20 protein-coding genes and 1 pseudogene are annotated in these 23,999 nt (G+C 72.6%); 11 read left to right on the top strand and 10 right to left on the bottom strand.

Going from position 1 to position 23,999, the window contains the following annotated elements; translation table 11 throughout:
- Positions 1–12 precede the first annotated feature (12 nt).
- Together BKI49_RS30610 and BKI49_RS30605 are read right to left on the bottom strand one after the other, a co-directional pair.
- Positions 13–1,587, bottom strand: a complete 1,575-nt coding sequence (locus BKI49_RS30610) for an acyl-CoA carboxylase subunit beta (protein WP_095937526.1) — start codon at positions 1,585–1,587, stop codon at positions 13–15.
- A complete protein-coding gene (locus BKI49_RS30605) occupies positions 1,584–2,669 on the bottom strand; it encodes a 3-oxoacyl-ACP synthase III family protein (protein ID WP_095937525.1) in 1,086 nt (361 codons plus the stop codon). The genes BKI49_RS30610 and BKI49_RS30605 overlap by 4 nt, the downstream gene beginning before the upstream one ends.
- Positions 2,670–2,839: 170 nt before the next feature.
- Here BKI49_RS30605 and BKI49_RS30600 point away from each other — a divergent pair, with 170 nt between their 5' ends.
- Positions 2,840–3,445 (top strand): TetR/AcrR family transcriptional regulator, encoded by a 606-nt coding sequence (locus BKI49_RS30600; protein WP_095937524.1) that lies wholly within the window; start codon positions 2,840–2,842, stop codon positions 3,443–3,445.
- A 281-nt stretch (positions 3,446–3,726) separates the two neighbouring features.
- Complete coding sequence (locus BKI49_RS30595; RefSeq protein ID WP_179332637.1) at positions 3,727–4,356, top strand: TetR/AcrR family transcriptional regulator; 630 nt, start codon at positions 3,727–3,729, stop codon at positions 4,354–4,356.
- Positions 4,357–4,962: 606 nt separating this feature from the next.
- Here BKI49_RS30595 and BKI49_RS30590 read toward each other — a convergent pair.
- Entirely contained in the window at positions 4,963–6,024 is a 1,062-nt protein-coding gene (locus BKI49_RS30590) for a type III polyketide synthase (RefSeq protein WP_095937522.1), read from the bottom strand.
- A gap of 578 nt (positions 6,025–6,602) precedes the next feature.
- On the opposite strand from BKI49_RS30590, the pseudogene BKI49_RS36070 reads away from it, so the two are divergent.
- The 3 genes and pseudogenes from BKI49_RS36070 to proB all read left to right on the top strand — a co-directional run.
- A pseudogene (locus BKI49_RS36070) lies at positions 6,603–6,857 on the top strand (WhiB family transcriptional regulator); the annotation flags it as partial.
- Positions 6,858–7,159: 302 nt separating this feature from the next.
- A complete protein-coding gene (locus BKI49_RS30580) occupies positions 7,160–8,161 on the top strand; it encodes an alpha/beta fold hydrolase (RefSeq protein WP_179332636.1) in 1,002 nt (333 codons plus the stop codon).
- Complete coding sequence (proB, locus tag BKI49_RS30575; RefSeq protein WP_373557610.1) at positions 8,158–9,393, top strand: glutamate 5-kinase; 1,236 nt, start codon at positions 8,158–8,160, stop codon at positions 9,391–9,393. The genes BKI49_RS30580 and proB overlap by 4 nt, the downstream gene beginning before the upstream one ends.
- 597 nt (positions 9,394–9,990) lie before the next feature.
- On the opposite strand, the gene BKI49_RS35455 is transcribed toward proB, so the two are convergent.
- The 5 genes from BKI49_RS35455 to ccrA are packed head-to-tail and all read right to left on the bottom strand — an operon-like array spanning position 9,991 to position 14,888.
- A complete protein-coding gene (locus BKI49_RS35455) occupies positions 9,991–10,155 on the bottom strand; it encodes a hypothetical protein (protein ID WP_179332635.1) in 165 nt (54 codons plus the stop codon).
- A gap of 16 nt (positions 10,156–10,171) precedes the next feature.
- On the bottom strand, positions 10,172–11,620 hold the full coding sequence (locus BKI49_RS30570) for a glutamate-5-semialdehyde dehydrogenase (RefSeq protein WP_257005021.1): 1,449 nt from the start codon (positions 11,618–11,620) through the stop codon (positions 10,172–10,174).
- Positions 11,617–11,781 carry a hypothetical protein gene (locus BKI49_RS36065; protein ID WP_257005020.1) on the bottom strand — a complete coding sequence of 55 codons (165 nt, stop codon included), beginning with the start codon at positions 11,779–11,781 and terminating at the stop codon, positions 11,617–11,619. The genes BKI49_RS30570 and BKI49_RS36065 overlap by 4 nt, the downstream gene beginning before the upstream one ends.
- Positions 11,782–11,805: 24 nt before the next feature.
- Positions 11,806–13,512 carry a 3-hydroxyacyl-CoA dehydrogenase family protein gene (locus tag BKI49_RS30565; protein ID WP_095937519.1) on the bottom strand — a complete coding sequence of 569 codons (1,707 nt, stop codon included), beginning with the start codon at positions 13,510–13,512 and terminating at the stop codon, positions 11,806–11,808.
- Positions 13,509–14,888, bottom strand: coding sequence for a crotonyl-CoA carboxylase/reductase (gene ccrA / locus BKI49_RS30560; RefSeq protein ID WP_095937518.1), 1,380 nt, complete (start codon positions 14,886–14,888; stop codon positions 13,509–13,511). The genes BKI49_RS30565 and ccrA overlap by 4 nt, the downstream gene beginning before the upstream one ends.
- Positions 14,889–15,150: 262 nt before the next feature.
- Between ccrA and BKI49_RS30555 the strand changes: the two genes are divergently transcribed.
- From BKI49_RS30555 to BKI49_RS30535, 5 genes are all read left to right on the top strand, one after another.
- Complete coding sequence (locus BKI49_RS30555) at positions 15,151–16,485, top strand: cation:proton antiporter (protein WP_179332634.1); 1,335 nt, start codon at positions 15,151–15,153, stop codon at positions 16,483–16,485.
- A 209-nt stretch (positions 16,486–16,694) separates the two neighbouring features.
- On the top strand, positions 16,695–18,110 hold the full coding sequence (locus BKI49_RS30550; RefSeq protein WP_179332633.1) for a citrate/2-methylcitrate synthase: 1,416 nt from the start codon (positions 16,695–16,697) through the stop codon (positions 18,108–18,110).
- 51 nt (positions 18,111–18,161) lie between these two features.
- Positions 18,162–19,301, top strand: a complete 1,140-nt coding sequence (locus tag BKI49_RS30545; protein WP_095937515.1) for an acyl-CoA dehydrogenase family protein — start codon at positions 18,162–18,164, stop codon at positions 19,299–19,301.
- Positions 19,298–20,773, top strand: coding sequence for an amino acid adenylation domain-containing protein (locus BKI49_RS30540; RefSeq protein WP_095937514.1), 1,476 nt, complete (start codon positions 19,298–19,300; stop codon positions 20,771–20,773). The genes BKI49_RS30545 and BKI49_RS30540 overlap by 4 nt, the downstream gene beginning before the upstream one ends.
- 105 nt (positions 20,774–20,878) lie before the next feature.
- Positions 20,879–21,409, top strand: a complete 531-nt coding sequence (locus BKI49_RS30535) for a flavin reductase family protein (protein WP_095937636.1) — start codon at positions 20,879–20,881, stop codon at positions 21,407–21,409.
- 258 nt (positions 21,410–21,667) lie between these two features.
- Here BKI49_RS30535 and BKI49_RS30530 read toward each other — a convergent pair whose 3' ends face one another.
- Positions 21,668–22,438, bottom strand: a complete 771-nt coding sequence (locus BKI49_RS30530) for a thioesterase II family protein (RefSeq protein ID WP_095937513.1) — start codon at positions 22,436–22,438, stop codon at positions 21,668–21,670.
- Positions 22,426–23,529 (bottom strand): 4'-phosphopantetheinyl transferase family protein, encoded by a 1,104-nt coding sequence (locus BKI49_RS30525; RefSeq protein WP_179332632.1) that lies wholly within the window; start codon positions 23,527–23,529, stop codon positions 22,426–22,428. Before BKI49_RS30525 ends, BKI49_RS30530 begins: the two co-directional genes overlap by 13 nt.
- Positions 23,530–23,702: 173 nt before the next feature.
- On the opposite strand from BKI49_RS30525, the gene BKI49_RS30520 reads away from it, so the two are divergent.
- Entirely contained in the window at positions 23,703–23,972 is a 270-nt protein-coding gene (locus tag BKI49_RS30520) for an acyl carrier protein (protein WP_095937511.1), read from the top strand.
- Positions 23,973–23,999 lie beyond the last annotated feature (27 nt).

The raw sequence follows: 23,999 nt of genomic DNA, 5'->3' as shown, positions 1-23,999 counted from the left end.
TCGGGTGCGCGGTCACTGAGGGGGGTTGCCGTGTTTGCGGGATGCCAGGTCGGCGTGCTTGGTGCGCAGCATGCGGAGCGACTCAGCGAGGACGCGGCGGGTCTCGACGGGGTCGACGACGTCGTCGAGCAGTCCGCGCTCCGCGGCGTAGTACGGGTGCATCAGCTCGGCCTTGTACTCCTTGACGAGCTGGCGGCGGGTGGCCTCGGGGTCGTCGGCGGCCCGGATGCGGCGGCGGAAGATGACATTGGCGGCACCCTCCGCGCCCATCACCGCGATCTCGTTGGAGGGCCAGGCGAACGAGAGGTCGGCGCCCACGGAACGGGAGTCCATGACGATGTACGCGCCGCCGTAGGCCTTGCGCAGGATCAGGGATATCCGGGGCACGGTGGCGTTGCAGTACGCGTAGAGGAGTTTGGCGCCGCGCCGGATGATGCCGTTGTGCTCCTGGTCGACGCCGGGCAGGAAGCCGGGGACGTCGACCAGGGTGACCAGCGGGATATTGAACGCGTCGCACATCTGGACGAAGCGGGCCGCCTTCTCGCTGGCGTCGATGTCGAGGACACCCGCCAGGACCAGGGGCTGGTTGGCGACGATCCCGACGACCTCGCCGCCGATGCGGGCGAGGGCGACGATCACGTTGGCCGCCCAGCGTTCGTGGATCTCCAGGTACTCGCCGTCGTCGACGATCTCCTCGACGACCCGTCGCATGTCGTAGGGCCGGTGTCCGCCGGCGGGGACGAGGTCGAGGAGCGGGTCGCAGGGCCGGTCCACCGGGTCCTCGGGGTGGACGACGGGCGCGGTCTCCCGGTTGTTCTGCGGGAGCAGCGAGAGGAGGTAGCGGACCTCCTCCAGGCAGGTCTCCTCGTCGTCGTACGCGAAGTGCGCGACGCCCGACACCTCGGCGTGCACGTCGGCGCCGCCGAGCCCGCCCAGGGTCACCTTCTCGCCGGTGACCGCCTGGACGACGTCGGGTCCGGTGATGAACATCTGCGAGGTCTCGCGGACCATGAACACGAAGTCGGTGAGCGCCGGAGAGTAGGCGGCACCGCCCGCGCAGGGACCGAGCATCACGCTGATCTGCGGGATCACCCCGGAGGCGCGGGCGTTGCGGCGGAAGATCCCGCCGTAGCCGGACAGCGCGGTCACGCCCTCCTGGATCCGGGCGCCCGCACCGTCGTTGAGCGAGACGAGCGGGGCCCCGGCGGCGAGGGCGCGGTCCATGATGCGGTGGATCTTCTCGGCGTGGGCCTCGCCCAGGGCGCCGCCGAAGATGCGGAAGTCGTGGGCGTAGACGAACACGGTCCGTCCGTGGACGGTGCCCCAGCCGGTGATGACACCGTCGGTGTGCGGCCGGCGGTCCTCCAGGCCGAATCCCGTGGCGCGGTGCCGGCGCAGCGGCTCCACCTCGGTGAAGGTGCCCTCGTCCAGGAGGAGTTCGATGCGTTCGCGGGCCGTCAGCTTGCCCTTGGCGTGCTGGGATGCGGTCGCCTTCTCGTCCGGGCCGCGGCGGACCTGCTCGCGCAGTCCGCGCAACTGCGCCACGCGTGCCCTGATGTCGGGGGCGGCCGGGTCGTCGGCGGTCACGGCGCGAGGGGGCCGACACGGCCGCCGACGGTGAGGAGGTGCGGGACGGCGGGGTCGGCGTCGGGCGCGGGGGCGCCCGCACGGGGGTCCATCGACCAGTTCAGCAGGGCGATGCCGAGGCTCATCCCGCCGCCGAACGCGGCGAGCACGACGAGGTCTCCCGGTGCGGCGGCTCCGCTGCGGTTCATCTCGGCGAGGGTGATCGGAACGGAGGCCGCCCCGGTGTTGGCGTAGCGCTCCAGGGTGAGGTGGAGGGCGGCGCGGTGCAGCCCGAGGTCGGGCCAGAGTTCGGCGAGCATGATGCCGTTGGCCTGGTGCGGGACGAAGTGCTGCACGGCGTCGGCCGGGACGCCCGCCCGGCGCAGCAGCCGGCCGGTCTCGTAGGGCAGGGTGCGGGTGACGAAGTCGCGCACACCCCGGCCGTCCATGCGGAAGTAGTGGTCTCCGTCGGTCACGGTCTGCGGGGAGGGCGGGCGGCGGCTGCCGCCGGCGGTGACCTCGATCAGCCGGTGCGCGTCGCCGCGGGAGACCAGCGATATCTCGCGCAGGCCGAGTCCGGAGGCGACGGGCCCGAGTACGGTCGCGCCGGCACCGTCCCCGAAGAGGGCGGCGGTGCGGCGGTCGCCGTAGTCGAGGATCCGGGAGTAGATGTCGGCGCCGATGACGAGCCCGTGGCGCGGTTCGCCGTCGGGGGCGCCGCCGAGCAGCTTCTCCACGGTCTTGAGCGCGTAGACGAAGCCGCTGCACACCGCGTTGACGTCGAAGGCGGCGGCCCGGCGGGCTCCGATGCGGTGTTGCACGAGGGCGGCCGTGGCGGGCTGCGGATGATCGGGGGTGGAGGTGGCGACGACCACATAGGCGAGCTGATCGGCCGTCAGGCCCGCGCTCTCCAGCGCCCGTTGCGCCGCCGCGACGGCGAGGTCCGAGGTGGCCTCGTGCGGGGCGGCGCGGCGTCGCTCGCGGATTCCGGTCTTGCGCACGATCCACTCGTCGGTCACGCCGGCGCCGTGCCCGATCTCCGCGTTGCTGATGATGGCCTCGGGCAGGTAGGAGCCCACTCCGATGATGCCGATGGACTGCACGATTCCTCCTCGGGCAGCGGCGAGCCACTCCTTAACTCACCAGGCGTTGAAATCATCGCAGAGCCGCTTGACAAATTCAACACCGAAAGAGTTCACTGACGCATGAATTAATCGGCGCGCACCGCCCGCCCCGCCGACGAAGACGCCCCACACCAACGGGAGTTGCCGCGATGACCGCCACCGACACAGCGACCACGTCCGAGGCCCGCGCCGAGGCGACCCAGACCCTGATCTCCGCGGGTCGCACCCTCTTCACCCGGCTCGGATACCGGCAGACCGCCTTCGCGGAACTGGCCGCCGCGGCCGGCCTCGACGAGGACCGCGCGCGCGAACTCCTGCCCGACAAGGCCGCGGTCTTCGGCGCCCTCGTCGAACGGACCGTCAAGGTGGCCGGAATTCTTCGCCCCGCGGTGACCGAAGGTGTCGACGAGGACCTGCCCGTCCGTCTCGCCCGCACCTATCTGTCCCTGTGGGAGCCCGGCGAGGAGGACTCCCCCATGGTCGAGCTCTACCGGGTCGCACTCTCCGACCAGGAAGCTTCCCTGATCCTGCGCGACCGGGTCAGCAGGGCCCTGAACAGCCAGGTCGACCACGAGCTGCCCGGCGCCGAGGCCGAGCTGCGCACCGCGCTCTTCGGGGCGCAGCTCGGCGGAGTAGCCTTCGTGCGACACCTCATGAGGGTGGACTCCGTCGCCGCGGCGGACCTGGAGACGGTCGTCGAGACGATCGCACCGGGACTGCGGCAGACTCTGCTCGGGAGCGACACCACACGATGACCACACCCCGGCCGCGTCGGTGAACACCACCCGGACCGGAGTCGTCGCGCACGCCAACGCCCGGACATGACCATGTACTTGCCGAGCGCTTCCTGTGGATGGAATCCCGGGGGACCGCCTGATAGGATAGTTTTCACTACTCAGTGAATTATTCGCTCACGGACCCCCCGAAGTGCAGTGATCCCATGACATCCAGGCGCACAGACGGTTCGCCCACCCCCGCCCGCAAGCCCGGCTCGCCTCGGCGGGCCGCCTCTCCCGCAGCGAAGAAGCCGCGCCCGGTGCGCGCGCGCAGCGGGCGCCGGCCCGGTGACAGCGGCACGAGAGAACAGATCCTGGAGTCGGCGCTCCAGCTCTTCGCCGACCGCGGCTACGCCAGGACCACCATCCGCGCCATCGCGGAGGACGCCCAGGTGGACCCGGCGCTGGTGCACCACTTCTTCGACAACAAGGAAGGCGTGTTCGACGCCGCGGTGAACTCGCCGCTCAGCGTCTCCTCCGTCTTCGACGAGATGCCCCCCTCCATGGAGGAGACGGGCACCTCGGAGGCCTCCTGGCTCGCCCGCGCGTACCTCACCTTCTGGGAGAACGAGGAGACCCGGCACGGCATGACCGCCATCTACCGGGCCGGCCTCGCCGACAGCGCCACCTCGGAGACGCTGCGCGCCCGTGTCGAGGCGAGCACCAAGAGCTGGGCGGCGAGTTCGGGCTACAAGGACCGGCCGGACGCGGAGACCCGCGCCGCCCTGGCCTCGGGCCACCTCGTCGGCCTGGCTCTCATGCGTTACGTGCTCAAGATCCACCCGCTGGCCTCGATGGACTTCGAGGAGTTCCTCGCCTGGGTCGTACCGGCCCTGGAACAGCGCCTGTCCAGCGAGCTGGAGCCGCGCACGGCTCCGGCGCAGGACTGACGCGCGGCACCGAGCCGGGCCCCGGGCCCGGCTGTCACCTCGGACGCCCTCGCGGGCCCGGGTTCGGCGGCAGGTCCCGCGGGGCCGCCGGGCCGGAAGGGCGTACGGGGGACGGCGCGTCCGGGGGCGGTGGTCGTGCGGTACGGCGGTACGGGGGCCGCACGTCACGCACGGGCCCGCCCCCGCGTGGGCGGCGCCGGTACCGGTGCCTGCCGCGGGTGCGGATTCGGGCACGGGTACAGGTGCGGGTGCGGGTGCGGGTGTGTACGGACGGCCGACACGGTCGCGCGCGCCGGGGGTGCGACCGATGCGGTCACGGACCCATGCGGGTGCGGTCGATACGGTCACGGACGCGCGGGTGGGGTCGCTGCGGTCACCGACCCGTGCGGGTGCGGCCGACGCGGTCGAGGGCCGAGGACGGACGGCCGGTGCGATCGCCGGGCCGTGCGCACCGGGTCGGCGCGGTCGCGGGAGCGGGGGACGAGAGTCGGGGCGAAGGGCCGGTGCGGTGTCCGTCCTCGCTTCGACGGCCCGACGCACACGGTGATGTGACCGTGCGTCAGACCCCTGGCGGGCGGCCGTGGTGCGAGGCGCGCAGCCCCGGGGTCACTGCCAGGGTCGCCAGACGGCTCGGGCGGCGAACAGGGAGACGCCGGGACCGGCCGCGAGGACGAGCCCGTGGTCTCCCTCGGCGGGCGACTTGACGAAGGTCCGTTCCAGGACGTCGAGGACCGAGACCGAGCCCACGTTGCCCAGTTCCCGCAGCGAGTCGCGGGCCAGGTCCACCATCGCGGGGTCGCAGCCGAGGCCGCCGACGATCGCGTCCAGGATGCGGGGGCCACCGGTGTGCGAGACCACGAAGCGCGGCACGGGGTCCGTGCCGGGCGGCGCGACGCGCTCCAGCCATTCGAGGATGCGCGGCATCGTGCCCTCGATAACGTTCCGCAGCTTCGGGGAGTTGTAGGCGTGCAGCCCGTCGCCCTCCGTGCGGCTGCCGACCAGGTCGCGGCTGTCGGGGTGGAGGTACTCCCAGGAGTGGGTGAGCTCCATGCGGGGGCCCTGGGCCTCGGGACGCACCACGCAGGCGCCGGCCGCGTCGCCGAACAGCCCCTTGAGGATCATGCCGTCGAGGCCGGCGTCCCCGCGGTGCAGATAGTGGCTGAACACGTCGGCGCAGACCACGAGAACCGTGGCGCCGGGGTGGGCCGCCACCATGTCCATGGCCCGGACCAGCGCGAACACCCCACCTCCGCAGCCGACTTGGGTGACGGGTATGCGCCGCACCGAGGGGGGCAGGTCGAGCCGTTCCATCAGGAAGACGTCGAGCCCCGGCATGGTGTGGCCGGTGGCGCTGAGGACGACCAGGCCGTCGATGTCGGCGGCGGTCAGGCCCGCCTCGACGAGGGCCCCGCGTGCGGCCTTCTCCGCCAGGTCCAGGCTGTCCTCCAGATGCCTGCGCGTACGCTCCGCGAGCGGCAGGGTGTCGTCGAACTGCTCCTCGAGCGGCCGGGTGTACCAGCGCGCTCGGACCGTGGTGGACCGGACGACCCGCCGGGCGACGGCGAGACCGGGATGACCCTCGTACAGCTCCGTGATGCGGTCGAGCAGTTCGTCGGTGGTCACTTGATGGCGCGGCAGCGTGACGACGGGCGCGGTGACGACGGACATGGGACCTCCAAGAGCTCTCGGACAGGTGCGAACTGGGAACGAGCCCGCTCAGGACGGGGCGGCCACGGCCCGGATCATCCGAGCGTGGTGCCGGCCACCGGTGCGTTCGACAGCTCTCGCCATGGAAGTCTGCGCACGCGAAACACCCCCCAGGTGTCGACCGTGCTCCCCCCGTTGGGAGCGCCGTACAGCGCGGATGGAATACGTCGAGCTCGATGGCGCATGACGTTCAAGAACATTGGTTCTCGGCGCTCCCCGCGAGCGCGCAGAGGACGGTGGGGGCGTCCGGGCACAGCCCGGAGCACGTCCGTCGGCGCTTCCCGAGGCCCCGTGCGGTGGGCCGGCGGGTGAAGCCAACGTGACCGTACGCCAGCCGAGTTGATGCCAGCAAGCCCCTATTTCAACAAGCGTGGAATCCACAGGAAGACCGTCCCACCTTCAACTTTTCCCCTCTTACACCCCCTCGGAGCACATGACTTCAGGCCAGATATCAACAACCATTGAAATCATTGCATGTTGAGTTTACTCTCGGTTCCGTGCCCACCGTCCCCGCCCACAACGAGGAAGGGCTGACCGCCATGCACGCACCGGCGCACCACCGCGCGGACATCGACCCCTGGGTGGAGCGCGCGGCCTGCCGTGACACCGACCCCGAGACCTTCTTCCCGCCCGCCGGCGGCACGGACGAGGACCGGGAGAGCGTCGCCAAACAATGGTGCGCCGCCTGCCCGGTGGCCCGGCAGTGCCTGGACGAGGCGCTCCGCAACGGCGAGAGCACCGGCATCTGGGGCGGACTCAACGTCCGCGAACGCCGCGAACTGCTCCGCGTCGCCGCCACCCTCGGCACGATCAGCTCCGAACTGGCGGCGTTCCTCGCGAACGGCGGCCGGCGCATCGAGACGCACCCACGACAGCGGCCGGCGTACGTATGGTTCCTGCGGCGCCGCGGCTGGAGCCCTCGGCGGATCGCCGGCGCGCTGGGACTGACCTTCGGCCAGGTCCAACAGGCCTGGCAGACGGCCGAGTCGGCGTCCGTGTACGTCCGGGTTCCCGAGGCGCGCGCCTCGGGCCCCGCTGCCCGCGGGCCGCGTACAGGCATGACCGGGGCGCTCGCCGCCGGCCATGGCGGGGCGTCATGACCGCCCTCGCCCTCGACGGACCCCGCCACCTGGCGGGCCCGGTCACCACCGACGACGGCGCCGAGATCGCCGTCTACGCGCACGGCGATCCCCACGCGCCCGTCACCGTCCTGCTGTGCCACGGCTGGACGACGTCCGCCCGGGACTGGCGGCCGCACATCGACGCGCTGACCCGGCCCCGCCAGGGTTTCCCTGCGGTACGCGCGATCAGCTACGACCAGCGCGGCCACGGCCGCTCGACGCGCGGCGGCGCCGCGCTCGACATGGCGCTCCTCGGCGGGGACCTCGGCCAGGTGATCGAGCAGGCCGTCCGGGACGACTCCGGCGTCGTGGTCCTCGGCCACTCCATGGGCGGCATGGCCATCCAGCAGCTGGCCGCCCGGCAACCCACCCTGTTCGGGGCGCGGGTGACCGCCGTGGGCCTGGTCTCCACCTGCCTGAACGAGGTGGCCGAGGGCCTGACCGTCCCGGCCGACCGGCCCGGGGCGGCCGTACGCCGGCTCACCCGGGCCCGGCAGCGGCTCGCGGACGGGCTGATGCGTTCACCGCGCTCGGCCAGGACCGTGCACCGGCTGCTCACCGGGCCGCTGTCGCACCCCAGTTCCGCGCCCCTGTGGCGGGCGGTGCTGGGAGCCGGGCCGCACACCGAGACGGTCCGCGAGGGAGCCCGCGCCTTCCGGGACATCCCCGCGATGGCCATCGCCGAGTTCTACGCCGCCCTGACCACCCACGACTGCGCGGGCCGGCTCGGCGCGCTGGCCCGGGTGCCCGTGCGCATCCTGGTCGGCGCCCTGGACTGTGTCACCCCGCCCGCCCAGGCGCGGCGGCTCGCCGCGGACATACCGGGAGCGGTGCTGCAGACCGTGCCGGGGCAGGGGCACGACCTGCCGTACGAACGGCCCGTGCTCGTCGTGGAGACCGTGCACGCGCTGCTGCGTGAGATGTCCTCCCGGAGCCTGCCGGGAGACCTCGCCCTGTCCGCCGCGGGCGCCCGGTGAACCGCCCTCCGCACTCCGGCGCGCCAGGTGAACCGGCCCTGCGCACCGATGTTCTGACGGCCCGTCGCATCGTCGTCAAGGTGGGCTCCTCCTCGCTCACCACCGCCTCCGGAGGCCTCGACTCCGACCGGGTCGACGCCCTGGTGGACGTCCTCGCGCGGTCGCGGACGACCGACACCGAGGTCGTCCTCGTGTCCTCGGGCGCGATCGCCGCGGGGCTCGCCCCGCTCGGCCTCACCGAGCGGCCCCGGGACCTGGCCAGGCAGCAGGCGGCGGCCTGTGTCGGCCAGGGCCTGCTGGTCGCCCGCTACACCGCCTCCTTCGCCCGCCACGGGCTGCGCGTCGGCCAGGTCCTGCTGACCGCCGACGACATCAGCCGCCGCGCGCACTACCGCAACGCGTACCGCGCGCTCGCCCAGGTGCTCGCCATGGGTGCCGTCCCGGTCGTCAACGAGAACGACACGGTGGCCACCGCTGAGATCAAGTTCGGCGACAACGACCGGCTGGCCGCGCTCGTCGCCCATCTCGTCCGCGCCGACCTGCTGGTCCTGCTCTCCGACGTCGACGGCCTCTACGACGGCGACCCCCGCAGGCCCGGGTCACGGCGCCTGCGGGAGATCCGCGGCGGCCAGGACCTCGTGGGCGTGGAGATCGGCAGCGCGGGCAGCTCGGGCGTCGGCACCGGAGGCATGGTGACCAAGGCGGAGGCGGCCCGCATCGCCACCGACGCGGGGATCCCCGTCGTCCTCACCGCCGCCCGGCACGCCGCGGACGCGCTCGCCGGACGCGAGACCGGCACGTTCTTCCACCGCACCGGGGAGCGGGCCGCCGACCATCTGCTCTGGCTGGAGCATGCGAGCAGCCCGCGCGGCACGGTGCGGCTGACCCCGCCCGCGGCCCGGGCCGTCCTCCAACGCCGCGGGCCGCTGCTCGCCGACGGCGTGACGCACGCCGACGGGGACTTCGTGGCCGGCGATCCGGTCGAGCTGCTCGACGAGAACGGGCGGGTGGTGGCCCGCGGGCTGGCCGGCCTGGACGCCCGCGAACTGCCCCGGCTCCAGGGCCGTTCCACGCGTGAGGTCGTCCATCAGGACGACCTGGTGCCGCTGGTTCGGCCCGCGCCGTCCGGCGACGCGACACCTCCGCCCGCGCCGGCACGCGTGCGTGTCCGTATCCGGACGGCGGCGGAGTACGCCCGCGCGGGCACCGCACCGGACCCGTCCGACGGCTGAGCAGTCCGGCACGCGCACACGTGTCCTCGTCGGCACGGCAGCCGAGCAGGCACGCGCGGGGAACACACCCGACCGCATCGGTGTCTGAGCCACCCCGTACACGTGTGCCTGCCCCCGTCCACACAGCAGCCGAATACGCCCGCGCGGCGACCACACCCCACCACACCAGCGCCTGAACCACCCCGCACACGCATGCCTGCCCCCGTCCGCACAGCAGCCGAATACGCCCGCGCGGCGACCACACCCCACCACACCAGCGCCTGAACCACCCCGCACACGTGTGCCTGCCCCCGTCCGCACAGCAGCCGCGATGCCCGGCCTGGCGGTACCCCGCCGTGCGCAGTGAGCCGCACACGCGCCGCGGCCGTACGTCCGGCGGCCGGTGCAGGAGTGCCCTCTCGACGCTCCTGCGCGGACCGGCGGCACACGTCCACGTCATGTGCTCTGCAGCCTCGTCGAAGGTCCGAGGACGTTGCACTGCGGAGAGGGCGGTGGTCGCCCCTCTCGGGGTGACCACCGCCCTCTCCGGCCGGACACACAGGTGTCGCGCCCGCCTCCCGGTCCGGAGGCGGGCGCGGCTTCCTGCGTCGGGGCGCGCTAGTCGATGCCGCGCACGATGTGGAACTCGGCCGGGTCGTCGTCGACCCCGGCGAGCACCAGCCTCGGCCGTGGCGCCGGCAGCACGTGCCGTTCCCCGCGCGGCTGCTCCTCGTAGAGCAGCCGGCCCGCGGGTTCCGTCGCGGTGATGATGCGTACGTACATGACCGGACCTCCCGATCTAGGGCAGCGGGGCGGCGGCTCCGCCCCGGATGTGCCCGTCGCCCACGAGGACGTACTTGGTGGTGGTCAGCGCGGCCAGTCCCATCGGGCCGCGTGCGTGCAACTTCTGTGTGGAGATGCCGAGTTCGGTGCCGAGCCCGATCTCGCCGCCGTCGGCGAAGCGGGTGGAGGCGTTGACCGCGACGACCGCCGTGTCCAGGGCCGCGACGAAGCGGCGCGCGGCGCCGTGCGAGTCGGTGACGATCGCCTCGGTGTGTCCGCTGCCGTGGCGCCGGATGTGGCGGACGGCCGCGTCGAGGGAACCGACGACGGCGGCGGCGAGGTCCAGCGAGAGGTATTCGCGCCCCCAGTCCTCCTCGGTGGCGGCCACCACCGACGGGTGGAGGGACCGTACGCGTTCGTCGCCGTGCACGGTCACCCCGTGGCCCGCGAGTGCGGACAGGGCTCGGGGCAGGAAGGCCGGCGCGACCTTCTCGTGGACGAGCAGCGACTCGGCGGCGTTGCAGACAGAGGGCCGCTGCGTCTTGGCGTCGAGCAGGATCGCCAGGGCCTTGTCCAGGTCGGCGTGTTCGTCCACGTACACATGGCAGTTGCCCACGCCCGTCTCGATCACCGGAACCGCGGAGTCGCGCACGGTGGCCTGGATGAGGTCGTGGCCGCCGCGCGGGACGAGGACGTCCACCAGGCCGCGCAGCGACATGAGTTCGCGGACGCTGTCGTGGGTCGTGCCGGGCACGAGCTGGACGGCGTCGACGGGCACGGCGGTGCCGGCGAGGGCCTCCCGCATGGCGTGCACCAGGGCCGCGTTGGTGTGCCGGGCCGTGGAAGAGCCGCGTAGGAGGGCCGCGTTGCCGCTCTTGAGGCAGAGCGCCGCGGCGTCGACGGTCACGTTCGGCCGCCCCTCGTAGATCATGCCGACGACTCCGAGGGGTACCCGTACGCGCCGTACCTCCAGGCCGTTGGGCATGACGGAGCCGCTCGCGGTCCCGCCGACCGGGTCGGGCTCGGCCGCCAGCGCGTCCGCCGTCCGCGCGAGGTCGGCGAGCTGCCGCTCGGTGACCGTGAGGCGGTCCAGCACGGTCGCGGACCGCCCGGCCTCGCCGGCCTCCCGCACGTCCTGCCGGTTCGCGGCGAGGATCCACGGGGCTCTCGCGGTCAGCCCGCGGGCGACGGCGGTGAGCGCGGCGTTCCGTTCCGCTCCCGTGGTGGTGGCCAGCCGGGTGGCGGCGGCGCGGGCCGCCACGGCCGCCTCACGGACGGTGGCCGCACCCGGGCTTGTCGCGCCCGGGGTCGTCGTGTCCGGAGACGTCGTGTCCTGCCTCGTCGTGCCCGGAGGCGCCGTGTCCTGCCTCGTCGTGCCCGCGGCCCTCGTGCCCGGCGTCGCGTCCTCGGTCGCCGGGCCCGGACCCGTCGTACCGGTGCCTCCCCCGGTGCCGACGGCGGTCACCGTTCCGCTCCGTCCTGTGTCGCGGTGTCGGCGGTAGCCGCGGGTTCGCCGGGCGGGGGGCCGCCGAGGGCCCAGGCCACGTCGGCGCAGCCGGTCAGTTCGGCCAGCATCGCCCATCCGAGGGCGTCGGCGGCGCTGCGGTCGGAGTCCTGGCTCGTCATGTATGTCCTCCTCGAGGCGGGCCGTCAGCCGTAGACCCTGAACCCGGCGCCGGACTTGCGACCCGCGCGGCCCGCGGCCACCAGGTGCCCCAGCAGGGGTGCGGGGACGGTCCGGGGGTGCCGGTCGGCGTCGTGCAGGACCCGCTGGATGCTCAGCGAGATGTCCAGGCCGATGATGTCGAGCAGTTCGAAGGGGCCGAGCGGATAGCCGCAACCCCGCTTCATCACCTCGTCTATCTCGTCTGCGGTGGCGTAATGACTCTCCGTCAGCCGCACCGCGCCGTTGAGGTAGGGGAACAGCAGCGCGTTCACGATGAAGCCGGGCCGGTCCATGCACTGGACCGGATGCTTGCCGAGCCGGCCGCACAATTCCCGTGCCGCGTCGACGTGTCGGGACGCCGTCTCCAGCGACGGGATCACCTCGACGAGCCGCATGAGGGGCGCGGGGTTGAAGAAGTGCAGCCCGATCACGTCCTCGGGGCGTCCGGAAGCCAGACCGCACTCGATCACGGGAAGGCTGGAGGTGGTGGTGGCGAGCAGGGCGCCCGGCCGGCAGAGGCGGCCCAGTTCGGCGAACAGCTGCTTCTTGACCTCCAGATCCTCGGCGATGGCCTCGACGACCAGGTCGCAGTCGGCCAGCCGGGTCCGGTCGCCGACGGGGGTCAGCCGCTCCAGGGCGGCCTCCCTCTCGGCCTCGGTCAGCTTTCCGCGGCGCACGGCCCGTGCCGTCGAGGCCGCGACGGCCTCCCGGGCGGTCCTGGCACGCGCGTCGGTGCGGCCGACGAGCACGGTGACGATCCCGCTCTTGGCGAAGACCTCCGCGATGCCGGTGGCCATGGTGCCGGTGCCGACGACGCCGACGGTGCGCAGGGCGTGGTCCGCGGGCGGGCCGACGGACGCGGGCGGTGCGGCGGCGTCGGTGGGTTGCCGGTAGTCGTAGAAACCGCGTCCGGACTTGCGGCCGAGCAGACCCGCCAGTGCCATGTGCCGCAGTCTGCGGGCGGGCTGCAGCGACGGCTCGGCCGAGCGGGCGGACAGGACGTCGAGGATGTCGCAGGCGGTGTCCGTGCCGATGAGGTCGAGGAGTTCGAGCGGTCCGAGGGGCAGTCCGCAGCCGTGGCGCATCGCCGCGTCGATGTCGTCGCGGCCGGCGAGCCGCTGGTCGTACATCGTGACGGCCTGGTTGAGGAAGCCGAACAGGAGCGCGGTGGAGATGAGGCCGGGCCGGTCGCCCACGGTGACCCGGCCCAGGCCGATGCCGTCGACGAGGTCGCGGACCCGGGTGAGGGCGCTGTCGTCGGTCATCACCGTGCGGCCGATCTCGGCGAGGCCGGCCGTCGGCAGGGCGAGGTGGAGGCCGACGAGTCGTCCGGGGCGTCCGGAGGCCGCTGCGAGGTCGGTGAGCGAGAGGGCCGCCGCGGTGCTGGCCAGCACGGTCCCGGGCGGGCAGGCCCGGTCGAGGGCGCGCAGCACCTCGGCCTTGGTGTCGCGGCGCTCGGGCACCGCCTCCAGCACCGTGGCGGCGGGCGCGAGTTCGTCCCAGCGGTCGACGAGACGGATCCGTCCGCGCGCCTCGGGGGTCGCGTCGAGGAGCTGTGCCAGCCGCTCCTTCGTGCGCGCGCCGGGGTCGAGGACGAGGACGGGGTGTCCGGCCGCCGCGGCCCGGGCGGCGATCGCGCCGCCGATGGTGCCGAGGCCGACTACGCCGAGGGTGTCGTGCCGGGCGCTCATGCCGCGACCTCAGTCAGTACGGGCGCCGTGGTCCCGGGCCGCGGGGTACGGAAGCGGTTGATGGCACTCTCGTGGAGTGCGCGGAATTCGGGGGCCGTGACGCCGAGTCCCTCGGCGGGGGCGAGGCAGCGCACTCCGACCTTGCCGTGGTGCTCGTTGCGGTGGATGGACTGGACCGCCCGGGCCACCTCGTCGAGGGCGTACGTCCGGGACAGCGTGGGATGGATCCTGCCCTTGGTGACGAGCCGGTTGGCCTCCCAGGCCTCGCGGTAGTTGGCGCAGTGCGAGCCGATGATCCGCTTGAGGCTCATCCACAGGTAACGGTTGTCGTACTCGTGGGTGTAGCCGGCGGTGGACGCGCAGGTGACGATGGTGCCGCCCTTGCGGGTGACGTAGACCGAGGCGCCGAAGGTCTCGCGGCCGGGGTGCTCGAAGACGATGTCGACGTCCTCGCCGCCGGTCAGCTCGCGGATGCGCTTGCCGAAGCGCTTCCACTCCTTCGGGTCCTGGGTGTGCGGGTCCCGCCAGAAGCGGTAGTCCTCCTTCTTGCGGTCGATGATCAGTTCGGCGCCCATGTCCCGGGCGAGGGCGGCCTTTTCGGGGGAGGAGACCACGCAGATGGGGTGGGCGCCGCCGGCCAGGGCGAGCTGGGTGGCGTACGAGCCGAGTCCGCCGACGGCGCCCCAGATGAGGACGTTGTCGCCCTGCTTCATGCCGGCGCCGTTCGGTGTGACGAGCTGGCGGTAGGCGGTGGAGTTGACCAGGCCCGGCGAGGCCGCCTCCTCCCAGGTGAGGTGTTCGGCCTTCGGGAGCAGCTGGGTGGCCTTGACGAGGGCGAGTTCGGCGAGCCCGCCGTAGTTGGTCTCGAATCCCCAGATGCGCTGCTCGGGGTCGAGCATGGGGTCGCCGTGGCCCTCGGCGTCCTCCAGTTCGACGGAGACGCAGTGCGCGACGACGCGGTCGCCGGTGCTCCAACGCCGCACCCCGGGGCCGCACTTGAGAACCACTCCGGCGAGGTCGGAGCCGATGACGTGGTACGGCTGGTCGTGCCGGGCGGCGAGGCCGCCGAGACGCGCGTAGCGCTCCAGGAAGGCGAACGTGGGGACCGGCGAGAACAGGGCGCTCCAGACGGTGTTGTAGTTCACGGCGCTGGCCATGACGGCCACCAGCACCTCACCCGGTCCCGGGGCCGGCGTCGGCACGTCCTGGATGTGGATGGAGTCGGCGGGGCGCCGGTCGCGCAGGTCCACTCCCTCGAACATGCCGGCCTCCTCCTTGTGGAGGACGGCCGCCCGGAAGGACTCGGGGACTCCCAGGGCCGCCAGATCGGCCGGCGCCGAGTCCGGGGACTCGATCACCTCCACCAGTTCGCGCATGGTCAGGCACCACCTTCCGCGGTTCACACTCGACAAGAACTCAACAACTAGTGAACTCAACAAGTAGGGAGTTTTGCATGAAGCGGAGACCCGGGCAAGCCCCGACCCCTTTGCCCGGCACAGCTCTTGACTTCGAGGCGGACATCCCGTCGACGCCTCTTGTGTGGGCACCGCGCCGCATGCAAAACTCATCAGCGGTTGAGTTCAACGGGCAGTGAATTAAGTTCAAAACGAGACCATTTCCGATGCCGGAGGACATGCCGTGACGCATCCGCACGCCGCCGAAGCACTGCAAGCCACCGCCATCGCCGGCATCGCCGTCATCCTGATCGCGGGTACGGCCCTCGCGCATGCCGCACGACGCATACGCCAGCCCGCGGTGATCGGCGAGATCACCGCGGGCATCCTGCTGGGCCCCAGCCTGCTGGGACTGCTGCCCGGGAACCCGACGGACCGTCTGTTCCCCGACGAAGTACGGCCGTTACTGTCGATGGTCGCCCAGATCGGCCTGCTCCTCTTCATGTTCACCGTGGGCTGGGAGCTCGACTGGACGACGATGCGGCGCAGGAAGAGCTCCGTCGCCGGAGTGACCGCGGGCAGCATCCTCGCCCCGATGCTGCTCGGCCTCGGGGTCGCCGCGCTGATCTACCAGAACCACTCGCACGTCAACGGCGAGAAGGTGCCCTTCAGTTCGTTCGCCCTCTATCTCGGCGTCAGCATGTCGATCACCGCGTTCCCGGTGCTCGCCCGCATCCTCAAGGACAACAACCTCAGCCGTACGAAGATCGGGGCGCTCGCACTGACCAGCGCGGCCTTCGGCGACGTCCTCGCCTGGTGCCTGCTGGCCGGGGTCGTCGCCATCGTCACCGCCTCCGGTCCCTCCGGATTCACCGACACCCTCTGGATGTCCGCCGGCTACGGCGCCGTGATGATCGCCGTCGTCCGCCCGCTGCTGGCCCGGGCCGTCGCCTGGATGTCCCGGCGCGGAACGGGTCTGTATCTGGCGACCCTGGTCACGGCGGGCGTCCTGCTGTCCGCGTACACGACGTCGAAGATCGGCATCCACCCCATCTTCGGCGCCTTCGCCTTCGGCCTGGTCATGCCGCGCAGGCCCACGGCGCTGCTGGAGGAGAAGATGCTCCGCCCCATCCAGCACGCCGGGGAACTCATGCTGCCCGTCTACTTCATCGTCACCGGACTCTCCGTCGATGTCGCCGGCATGTCGCTCACCGCCTGGGGCGAGCTCGGTCTCATCCTCGCCGCCGCCATCCTCGGCAAACTGTTCGGCGCCGGACTCCCCGCCAAGTCCTTCGGGCTCACCTGGCGGGAGTCGACGGGCGTCGGCGTCCTGATGAACACCCGGGGCCTGACCGAACTGATCATCCTCGGCGTCGGGCTCAGCCTGGGCGTGCTCGACCAGACCCTGTTCACCGAGATGGTCCTGATGGCACTGATCACCACGGCCATGACCGGGCCCCTCCTCCCCTTCGTCCTCCCCCGTTCCCGGATGGACCTCATCGCCAGCCCGGCCAAGGCCTCCCCGCTCGTCCGGATCCCCGGTCCGGCCGACGAGCAGGCGTCCGACCTGGCCGGATGACCGAGCGCGGCCCGGACCACCGGGCCGCCCCGCCGGTCAGGCTCCGCGCGCCCGGTTCCCGGGCAGGCTCCGCCCTGCCCGCGCCCGGCCCTGCCCGGGGACCGGCGCCCGCCCGTCCCCACAGCCGACGGCCGGCACGTCCGCGACGCGCGACACCACCCCCCTTCGTCGCTCGGCACCCGCAGGAGAGGCGACGCACAGACAAGGAGATGGCCCAGGTGCACCCCGTCATCAGCACTCTTTCCCGCGTCTTCGACATGCCGTCGGAGTTCATCGGCGACGAGATGCAGCTCCGCGCCGTGGCCAGCTGGGACGACCTCACCGCAGTGGAACTCCAGGTCCACCTGGAGCACGAGTTGGGCACCACCCTCGACGACCACCTCATCGAACACATCGACTCGGTCGGTCAGTTGCGCGCCTTCTACGACGAACGGCTCGCCGAACTCTCGTACATCAAGGCCCCTCCGGACGCCTCCGCCATCGCGCCCGCCCTGCCCGGCCCCGTGCCGCCGGCCGTCGTGCAGGAGCTCACCGACATCTCCGACGTGGTCGTCGGTGAGACGGGCATCTCCGAGGTCGACCCGGTCCGCGGCAGGCTCGCCTACCGGGGCTATCCCATCGAGGAACTGATCGGCCGGGTCACCTTCGAGGAGGTCGTACATCTGCTGATCCGCGGCTGGCTGCCCGACGCCGAGGAACTGAGCGCCTTCAGGGCCCGGCTCGCCGCCGCCCGTGAACTGCCGCCCATGGTCGCGACGAACCTGGTGCTCAACGCCAGCTCCAGCACCTCGTCGGTGCTGCGCACCGCGGTCCCCGCGCTCGGCGTCGCCGCGGAGGCGAACGCCGACCCGGCCGCCCACATCGATCTGCGCGAGCGCCTGGTCGCCCGCATTCCGACGATCTTCGCGACCCAGCAGGCGGCCCGCGCCGGACGGCGGCTGCCGAAACCGGCGCCCGAGCTGTCGCACGCCGAGAACATCCTCTACATGCTCGGGCTGCCGCACGACCCGGAGCGGGTACGGCTGGTCGACCTCTGCCTGATCCTGCAGGCCGAACACGGCTGCAACGCCTCGGCGTTCGCGGCCCGTGTCGCGGCCGGCACCGGCGCCGACACCTTCGCCACCATCACCGTCGCGCTCGCCACGTTCACCGGGCCGCTGCACGGCGGCGCCGCCCACCAGGTGATCGACCTGGCCCGCGAGGACGGCAGCCCGGACACCGCGGCCGCGTATCTGCGCGGGCGGGCTGACCAGGCGTCCGCCACCCGTACCCGGCCCGTCGCGCCCGCCGAGGAGGACCCCCGGGTCAGGCCGCTGCGCGACGCCGCCCGGCGCTTCAACGCGGGCCCCGGCAGCGACCGCCTCCTGCGGGTCCTGGACGCCGTACGGGCCGCGGCCCACCCGTCCAAGGGGCCCCGCCCCTATCTGACCGTCGACTGCTACGCGGCCGCGATCTATCACCTGCTGGGCATGCCCTCCGACCTGTTCGTCCCGATGTTCGCGGCGGCCCGGGTCCCCGGCTGGCTCGCCCACGTCGAGGAGCAGCGCGCCCGCCAGGGACGCATCCATCCACGGCTGCGCTACGTGGGCCCGCGCAATCTGCGCCACTCCCCCGAGCAGAACTGACCAGCATCCGATGAGGGAGGGCGCCCCCTTCCCCGTACCCCAGGAGCAGATGTGGAGTTCGGCTGGAACGAGGGCCAACAGGCCCGCTACGACGAGGTACTGGAGGCGACGCGGGCGGCCTTCCCCGCGCCGCCCGGCGCGGGCCACGGCTTCTACACCCGCAAGGACTGGCTCCGGCTCGGCGAGATCGGCATGCTCGGGTCCTGCCTGCCCGAGGAGTTCGGCGGGCAGGGGCTCGGCGCGCTCGACACCGCTCGCGTGGTCGAGGCCGTGGGCCGCGGCTGCGCGGACACCGGCCTGGTGTTCGGTGCGGCGGCGCACACCTTCGCCTGCGCCGTACCGATCGAGCGGTTCGGCAGCGACGCCGTACGCCGCCGGCTGCTGCCCGAGCTGGCCGCCGGCCGGCTGATCGCGGGCAACGCGATGACCGAGCCGGACGCCGGGTCCGACTCCTCGCGGCTCGCGATGACCGCGACCCCCACCGACGGCGGGTTCGTCCTCAACGGCACGAAGAGCTTCGTCTCCAACGGACCGGCCGCCGACGTGTTCGTCACGTACGCGACGGTCAACCCCAAGGCCGGCTTCCTCGGTGTCACGGGTCTGGTCGTCGACCGGGACACGCCCGGCGTCGTCGTCGGCAAGCCCTACGAGAAGATGGGCATGCACTCCTGCCCCGCCGGAGCGGTCACCTTCGAGGACTGCTTCGTGCCCGAGGAACAGGTGCTCGGCGGCGCCGGCGCCGGCGCGGCGATCTTCCAGCACTCCATGGGCTGGGAACGCGCCTGCCTCTTCGCCCTGTACATCGGCCTGCTCGACCGGCTCCTCGACCAGTGCGTCACACACGCCCGCGAACGCCGTCAGTTCGGCCGCAGGATCGGCGACTTCCAGTCGGTGTCCAACCGGATCGCCGACATGAAGGTGCGCCTGGAGAGCGCCCGGCTGCTGCTGTACCGCGCCTGCTGGTCGATGGACCGGAACGACCCGTCCGTGCTGCACATCGCCCTGTCGAAGCTGGCCGTGTCCGAGGGCGTCCTGGCCTCCGCCGCCGACGCGGTCCGGGTCTTCGGCGGCCGCGGCTATCTGCGCGAGGACGGCATCGAGGCCGCGCTGCGCGACGCCGTGCCCAGCACGATCTTCTCCGGAACCTCGGACATCCAGCGCCAGTTGATAGTGAAGGAGATAGGACTGTGAGGCTCCACCAGCTCGTCATCGACTCGGCCCGGCGCGCCCCGGACGCCCCGGCCGTGCGCTCCTCCCAGGGGGTGTTCAGCTACCGCGAGCTGGACGACCTCGCCGACCGGTACGCGGCGGCACTGCACCGTCGCGGGGTACGCCCCGGCGACCGCGTCGTGCTGTGGACCCACAAGACCCTCGACGCCATCGCCCTCATGCAGGGCGCGCTGCGCATCGGCGCGATCTACGCGCCGGTCAGCGCCAACAACCCGGCCGCCCGGGTCCGCCGGATCGCGGAGGGCTGCACCCCGGCCCTGGTGGTGGCCGACGCGGACGGGATCCGCCGCGCGGCGGACACCGACTGGGACGAGGCCCTGCCGATCGCCTCCTTCGCCGAGGTGCGTGCGGAGGCACCGCCCGAGGACGCTCCGCCGCCGTACGAGAACGAGCCCGACGAGCCCGCGTACATCCTCTACACCTCGGGCTCCACCGGCGATCCCAAGGGCGTCTGCATCAGCCACCGCAACGCCCTCTCGTTCGTCGAATGGGCCGCCGGCGAGGTCGGCGTGACCGCGGACGACCGGCTCTCCAACCACGCGCCGTTCAACTTCGACCTCTCGGTCTTCGACCTGTACGCCACCTTCCTGGCCGGCGCGTCCGTGGTACTGGTGCCCGAGGGCCTCGCCTACGACCCGGCCCAGCTCGGCGCGCTGCTGCGCCGTGAGCGGATCACTGTCTGGTACTCGGTGCCGTCCGCGCTCGTCCTGATGATGCAGCGCGGCGAACTGCTCACCGGCGAGCCGCCGCAGGACCTGCGGGTGTGCGTCTTCGCGGGGGAGCCGTTCCCCGTCCAGCAGGTCCACGAGCTGCGCAAGGCGTGGCCGGACGTGCGGATGCTGAACTGGTACGGGCCGACCGAGACGAACGTCTGCACCAGTTACGAGGTCACCGACCGCGACCTGGGCAGCACCCGTCCGCTGCCCATCGGCACCGCCGTCAGCGGGGACCGCATCCGGCTCCACCCGCCGCGCGAGCGCGAGGGCGAGATCGTGGTCAGCGGCCCGACGGTCATGCTCGGCTACTGGGGCCAGGAGCCGCAGAAGGGCCCCTACTTCACCGGCGACATCGGCCGGATGGGGCCCGACGGCATGCTGGAGTACGTGGGTCGCCGCGACCACATGGTCAAGGTGCGCGGGCACCGCATCGAGCTCGGCGACATCGAGGCCGTCGTCGCCGCCAACCCCAAGGTCGCCTCCGCGGCGTGCGTCGTGGTGGGCGAGGGCCTGGACGCGAAGATCCACGCGGTGGTGGTGCCGGAGGGTCCGCAGGGCCCCGGCCTCCTGGAGATCAAGCGCGACTGCGCCGACCGGCTGCCGCTGTACATGGTGGTCGACGCCGTGCACTGTCTGCCCGAACTCCCCCTGACCGGCAATGGCAAGACGGACCGTCAGGAACTGCTCAAGCAGATCACCTCGCTCGACGCCCGGTGATCCCCGATGCCCGACGACCGGCACCGTCCGACGACCGCCACCCGGTGAACCCCGATGAGCTCCGCGGCCCTGACCCGCCTCGGCCTCAGAGACGAGGACCTGCCCATGTCTGAACGACTCAGCACTTCCGATCCCCTGCCGGACCAGGTGGACCTGCACACCTTCCGTTCGGTGATGGGGTCGCTGCCGACCGGGGTGAGCGTCGTCACCAGCCTCACCGCCGACGGCGAACCGCGCGGTCTGACGTGTAGCGCGGTGTGCAGCGTGTCGGCCTCGCCGCCGCTGCTCCTGGTCTGTGTGAAACAGCCCAGCGCGACCCTCCAGGCGATCCACGACAGCTCGGTGTTCGCGGTGAACTTCCTGTCCGCGGGCATGACCGAGACGGCCCGCACCTTCGCGTCACCGGTGCCCGAGCGGTTCGAGGGCGTGGGGTGGACGCCGGGCAAGCGCACCGAGGCACCGGTGCTCGACGACACCGTGGCGTTCGCCGAGTGCATTCTGACGAGCAGTCATCTGGCGGGCGACCACCAGGTGCTGATCGGCCGCCTCGTGCACGGCGACATCTCGGCCACCCACACGCCGCTGGCGTACTGGCGGGCCCAGTTCTCCGAACTCCAGGCCCACTCCGCCGCCTGAACCGGCCCCTCCCACCGCCGCCGGCCCTCCCCCTGCACATCGGGGCGAGGGCCGGCGGCGTGCCGTGCGGCGGTGTCGAGCCTCGTCGTCCGGCCGTCGCCCCGGGGTCTCGTCGGCCTCGGAGCATCGTCGGCCCCCGGACGTCGTCGGCACCGGCGCGTGCGGACACCGCCCCGGCCGCCGTCGCCCAGGCGGCCGTCTGCCCGGCAGCGCAGGCCACCGCCCCCGGGCGGCGCGCACCCGGGGGCGGTCCGGCCGTCAGTGCGTCGTGCCGGTGCGCGGCAGGGTCCGCAGCACGCCCGCGACATACGTGTGGAATGCCGGGTCGTCGAGGATGAAGTGGTTGCCGGGCAGCCACTCGATGGCGACGTCACCGGCGCCGTGGTGCTCCCAGTCGCGCAGTCCCGCGTCGTCGACCATCGGGTCGTCGACGCCCGCGCACACCCACAGCGGGCAGTCGAGCGGCGGTCCGGGCAGCGGTGTGTACGTCTCCGAGATGGTGAAGTCGGCGCGCAACACCGGCGTGAACAGCTTGATCAGCTCGGGGTGTTCGAAGAGCTGCGGCGGGGTTCCGCCGAGTCGGCGTACGGATTCCAGGAAGGCCGGGGCCGACAGTGTGTGCAGATCGGGCAGGATGCGCCGGGCCGTGGGGCCGTTGCGGCCGACCACGACGACCCCGGCCGGGGGGCGGCCCAGGGCGCTCCAGTAGCGGCCCGCCTCGTAGGCGAACGCCGCGCCCATGCTGTGCCCGAGGAGCACGTACTGCCCGGTGGTGTGCGGTGCGGAGCTGCGGATGAGGTCCTCGAAGACCGCGCCGAAGTCGTCGCGCACCGGTTCGGCCATCCGGCTGCCGTGGCCGGGCAGTTCCAGCAGGGCCGTCCGTGCCGCCCGCGGCAGTGCCGCCTCCAGGCCGGCGAAGGCCCGTGCGGCGCCGCCGGCGTGCGGCAGGCACAGCAGTGTGGGGAGGCCCTGGGGGGCGTCCTCGGCCACGGCGCCGGCGTCCGGGCCGGGGCTGCTCAGCTGCGGCATGACGGGGTCTCCTTCGTGGGGTGGGAGCCGGTGGCAGGCCGCGGCCGGGAACCGGACTCCGAAGGGCTCGCCGACCGTGAGGGCCAGGCGCGTACTACGGGCTCCGGGGCACCGGTCGGCGCCGCGGACGCGGGCCGGACGATCCCGCCCGAAGAACCGTACGGAGGACGGGCGTCGGCGTCCGAGGAAGCGGGCAAGGACCGGGTTCCACCGCCCGACGGACCGGACGGAGGCGGGACGTTCCCACCCGAGACACCGGACACAGAGCGGACACCGGCGCCCGAGGGAGCAGGCAGCGACCGGGCGTCGGCACCCGGAGGACCCGACCGGACGGGCGGGCGGGGCCGCTCGCCCGGTTCGAGGGCGAAGAGCCGGACGGTTCCGCCCCCGCCCGCGACGGCCACGGCGGCCCTGAACTCGGAGCCCACGTCGACGAGCCGCAGGTTCCAGCCGCGTGCGGCGGAGCCGGGCGCGGCGTGCACCCGGACGGGTCCCTCGCGCCGTGCGCCCGGGTCGACCCGTACGGAGGTGAGGTCGCCCGCCAGCCCGCTGCCGAGGGCCTTGAGGACGGCCTCCTTGCACGCCCAGTGGGTGAACAGGCCGCTGTTCAGGGGGCCTTCGCGGTCGGCGGGCCAGCGCTCGGCCTCCTCGTCGGAGAGCACCTGACGGCGCAGTCCGGCGGGGTCCCGGAGCGGTCTGATCCGTTCGACGTCGACGCCGACGGGGCCGTCGCGGCTGACCGCCACCAGGGACACGCCCTCGGTGTGCGCCAGGCTGACCCGCAGACCCGGGTCGCCGGCCACGTGGGGCTTGCCCAGTCTGCCCCGCACGAAGGCGACTTCGGACGGATGCCGCCCCGCGTAGGCGGCGGTCACGGAGCGCAGCGCGGCGTGCGCCGAGGCGTAGAGGGCGCGCTGCGAGGGCACCATGGTGCGCCGGCGGCGCAGTTCCTCGCGCGAGAGCAGGGACAGACAGCGCCAGAGCGCCTTCTCGTTCCCGGGGCCGGGCTCCCGCACCGCCCAGACATGGACTTCTCCGGCGGGCGGTCCGAGCCTGCGCGCGGTCGTGGTCCGGGTCATCACTTGGGTCATCGCATCTCCAACCAGTCGGTCATCACTGCCCGTTGGCCTCTTGACGATGAACTCAACACTAGTAGAGTTCATCAGGAAATGACATCATCAGGTGTTGAAATCAACGGCTGTTGAACTCCGTTGGTCCACCCGGCGGGACACCCGCCCGTCAACGCGTCTTTTGGAGGTACGGCGTGGCCAGTGACCGCGACGAACTGATCAACCAGCTCACCGAGTTCATCCAGGAGCGGCTGCTCGCGGAGCCCGACGCCCAGGGCATCGCCCCGGACACCCCGCTGCTCGAGTGGGGCATCCTCACCTCGATCAACACCGCTCAGCTGCTCACCTTCATCCGGGACGAGCTGGGGACGAACATCCCGCCGACCGAGCTGACCGGCACCAACTTCCAGAACCTGGACAGCATCACCGACCTGCTGCTGTCCCTGCGCACGCCCGCTCACTGATCCAGGGCCTGCCCGACGGGCCCTCGC

It is taken from the genome of Streptomyces sp. Tue6028 (assembly GCF_002300165.1).
Taxonomy (GTDB): Bacteria; Actinomycetota; Actinomycetes; order Streptomycetales; family Streptomycetaceae; genus Streptomyces; species Streptomyces siamensis.
This window is presented reverse-complemented; position numbering and strand designations above follow the sequence as displayed.

Bases quoted from the DNA above. Each gene is read 5' to 3' on its own strand.
- BKI49_RS30535 (WP_095937636.1), top strand. From the start codon at position 20,879: ATGTCTGAACGACTCAGCACTTCCGATCCCCTGCCGGACCAGGTGGAC.
- BKI49_RS30600 (WP_095937524.1), top strand. From the start codon at position 2,840: ATGACCGCCACCGACACAGCGACCACGTCCGAGGCCCGCGCCGAGGCG.
- BKI49_RS35455 (WP_179332635.1), bottom strand. From the start codon at position 10,155: ATGTACGTACGCATCATCACCGCGACGGAACCCGCGGGCCGGCTGCTC.
- BKI49_RS30525 (WP_179332632.1), bottom strand. From the start codon at position 23,529: ATGACCCAAGTGATGACCCGGACCACGACCGCGCGCAGGCTCGGACCG.
- BKI49_RS30580 (WP_179332636.1), top strand. From the start codon at position 7,160: ATGACCGCCCTCGCCCTCGACGGACCCCGCCACCTGGCGGGCCCGGTC.
- BKI49_RS30590 (WP_095937522.1), bottom strand. From the start codon at position 6,024: ATGTCCGTCGTCACCGCGCCCGTCGTCACGCTGCCGCGCCATCAAGTG.
- BKI49_RS30550 (WP_179332633.1), top strand. From the start codon at position 16,695: ATGGCCCAGGTGCACCCCGTCATCAGCACTCTTTCCCGCGTCTTCGAC.
- BKI49_RS30530 (WP_095937513.1), bottom strand. From the start codon at position 22,438: ATGCCGCAGCTGAGCAGCCCCGGCCCGGACGCCGGCGCCGTGGCCGAG.
- ccrA (WP_095937518.1), bottom strand. From the start codon at position 14,888: ATGCGCGAACTGGTGGAGGTGATCGAGTCCCCGGACTCGGCGCCGGCC.
- BKI49_RS30565 (WP_095937519.1), bottom strand. From the start codon at position 13,512: ATGAGCGCCCGGCACGACACCCTCGGCGTAGTCGGCCTCGGCACCATC.
- BKI49_RS36065 (WP_257005020.1), bottom strand. From the start codon at position 11,781: ATGACGAGCCAGGACTCCGACCGCAGCGCCGCCGACGCCCTCGGATGG.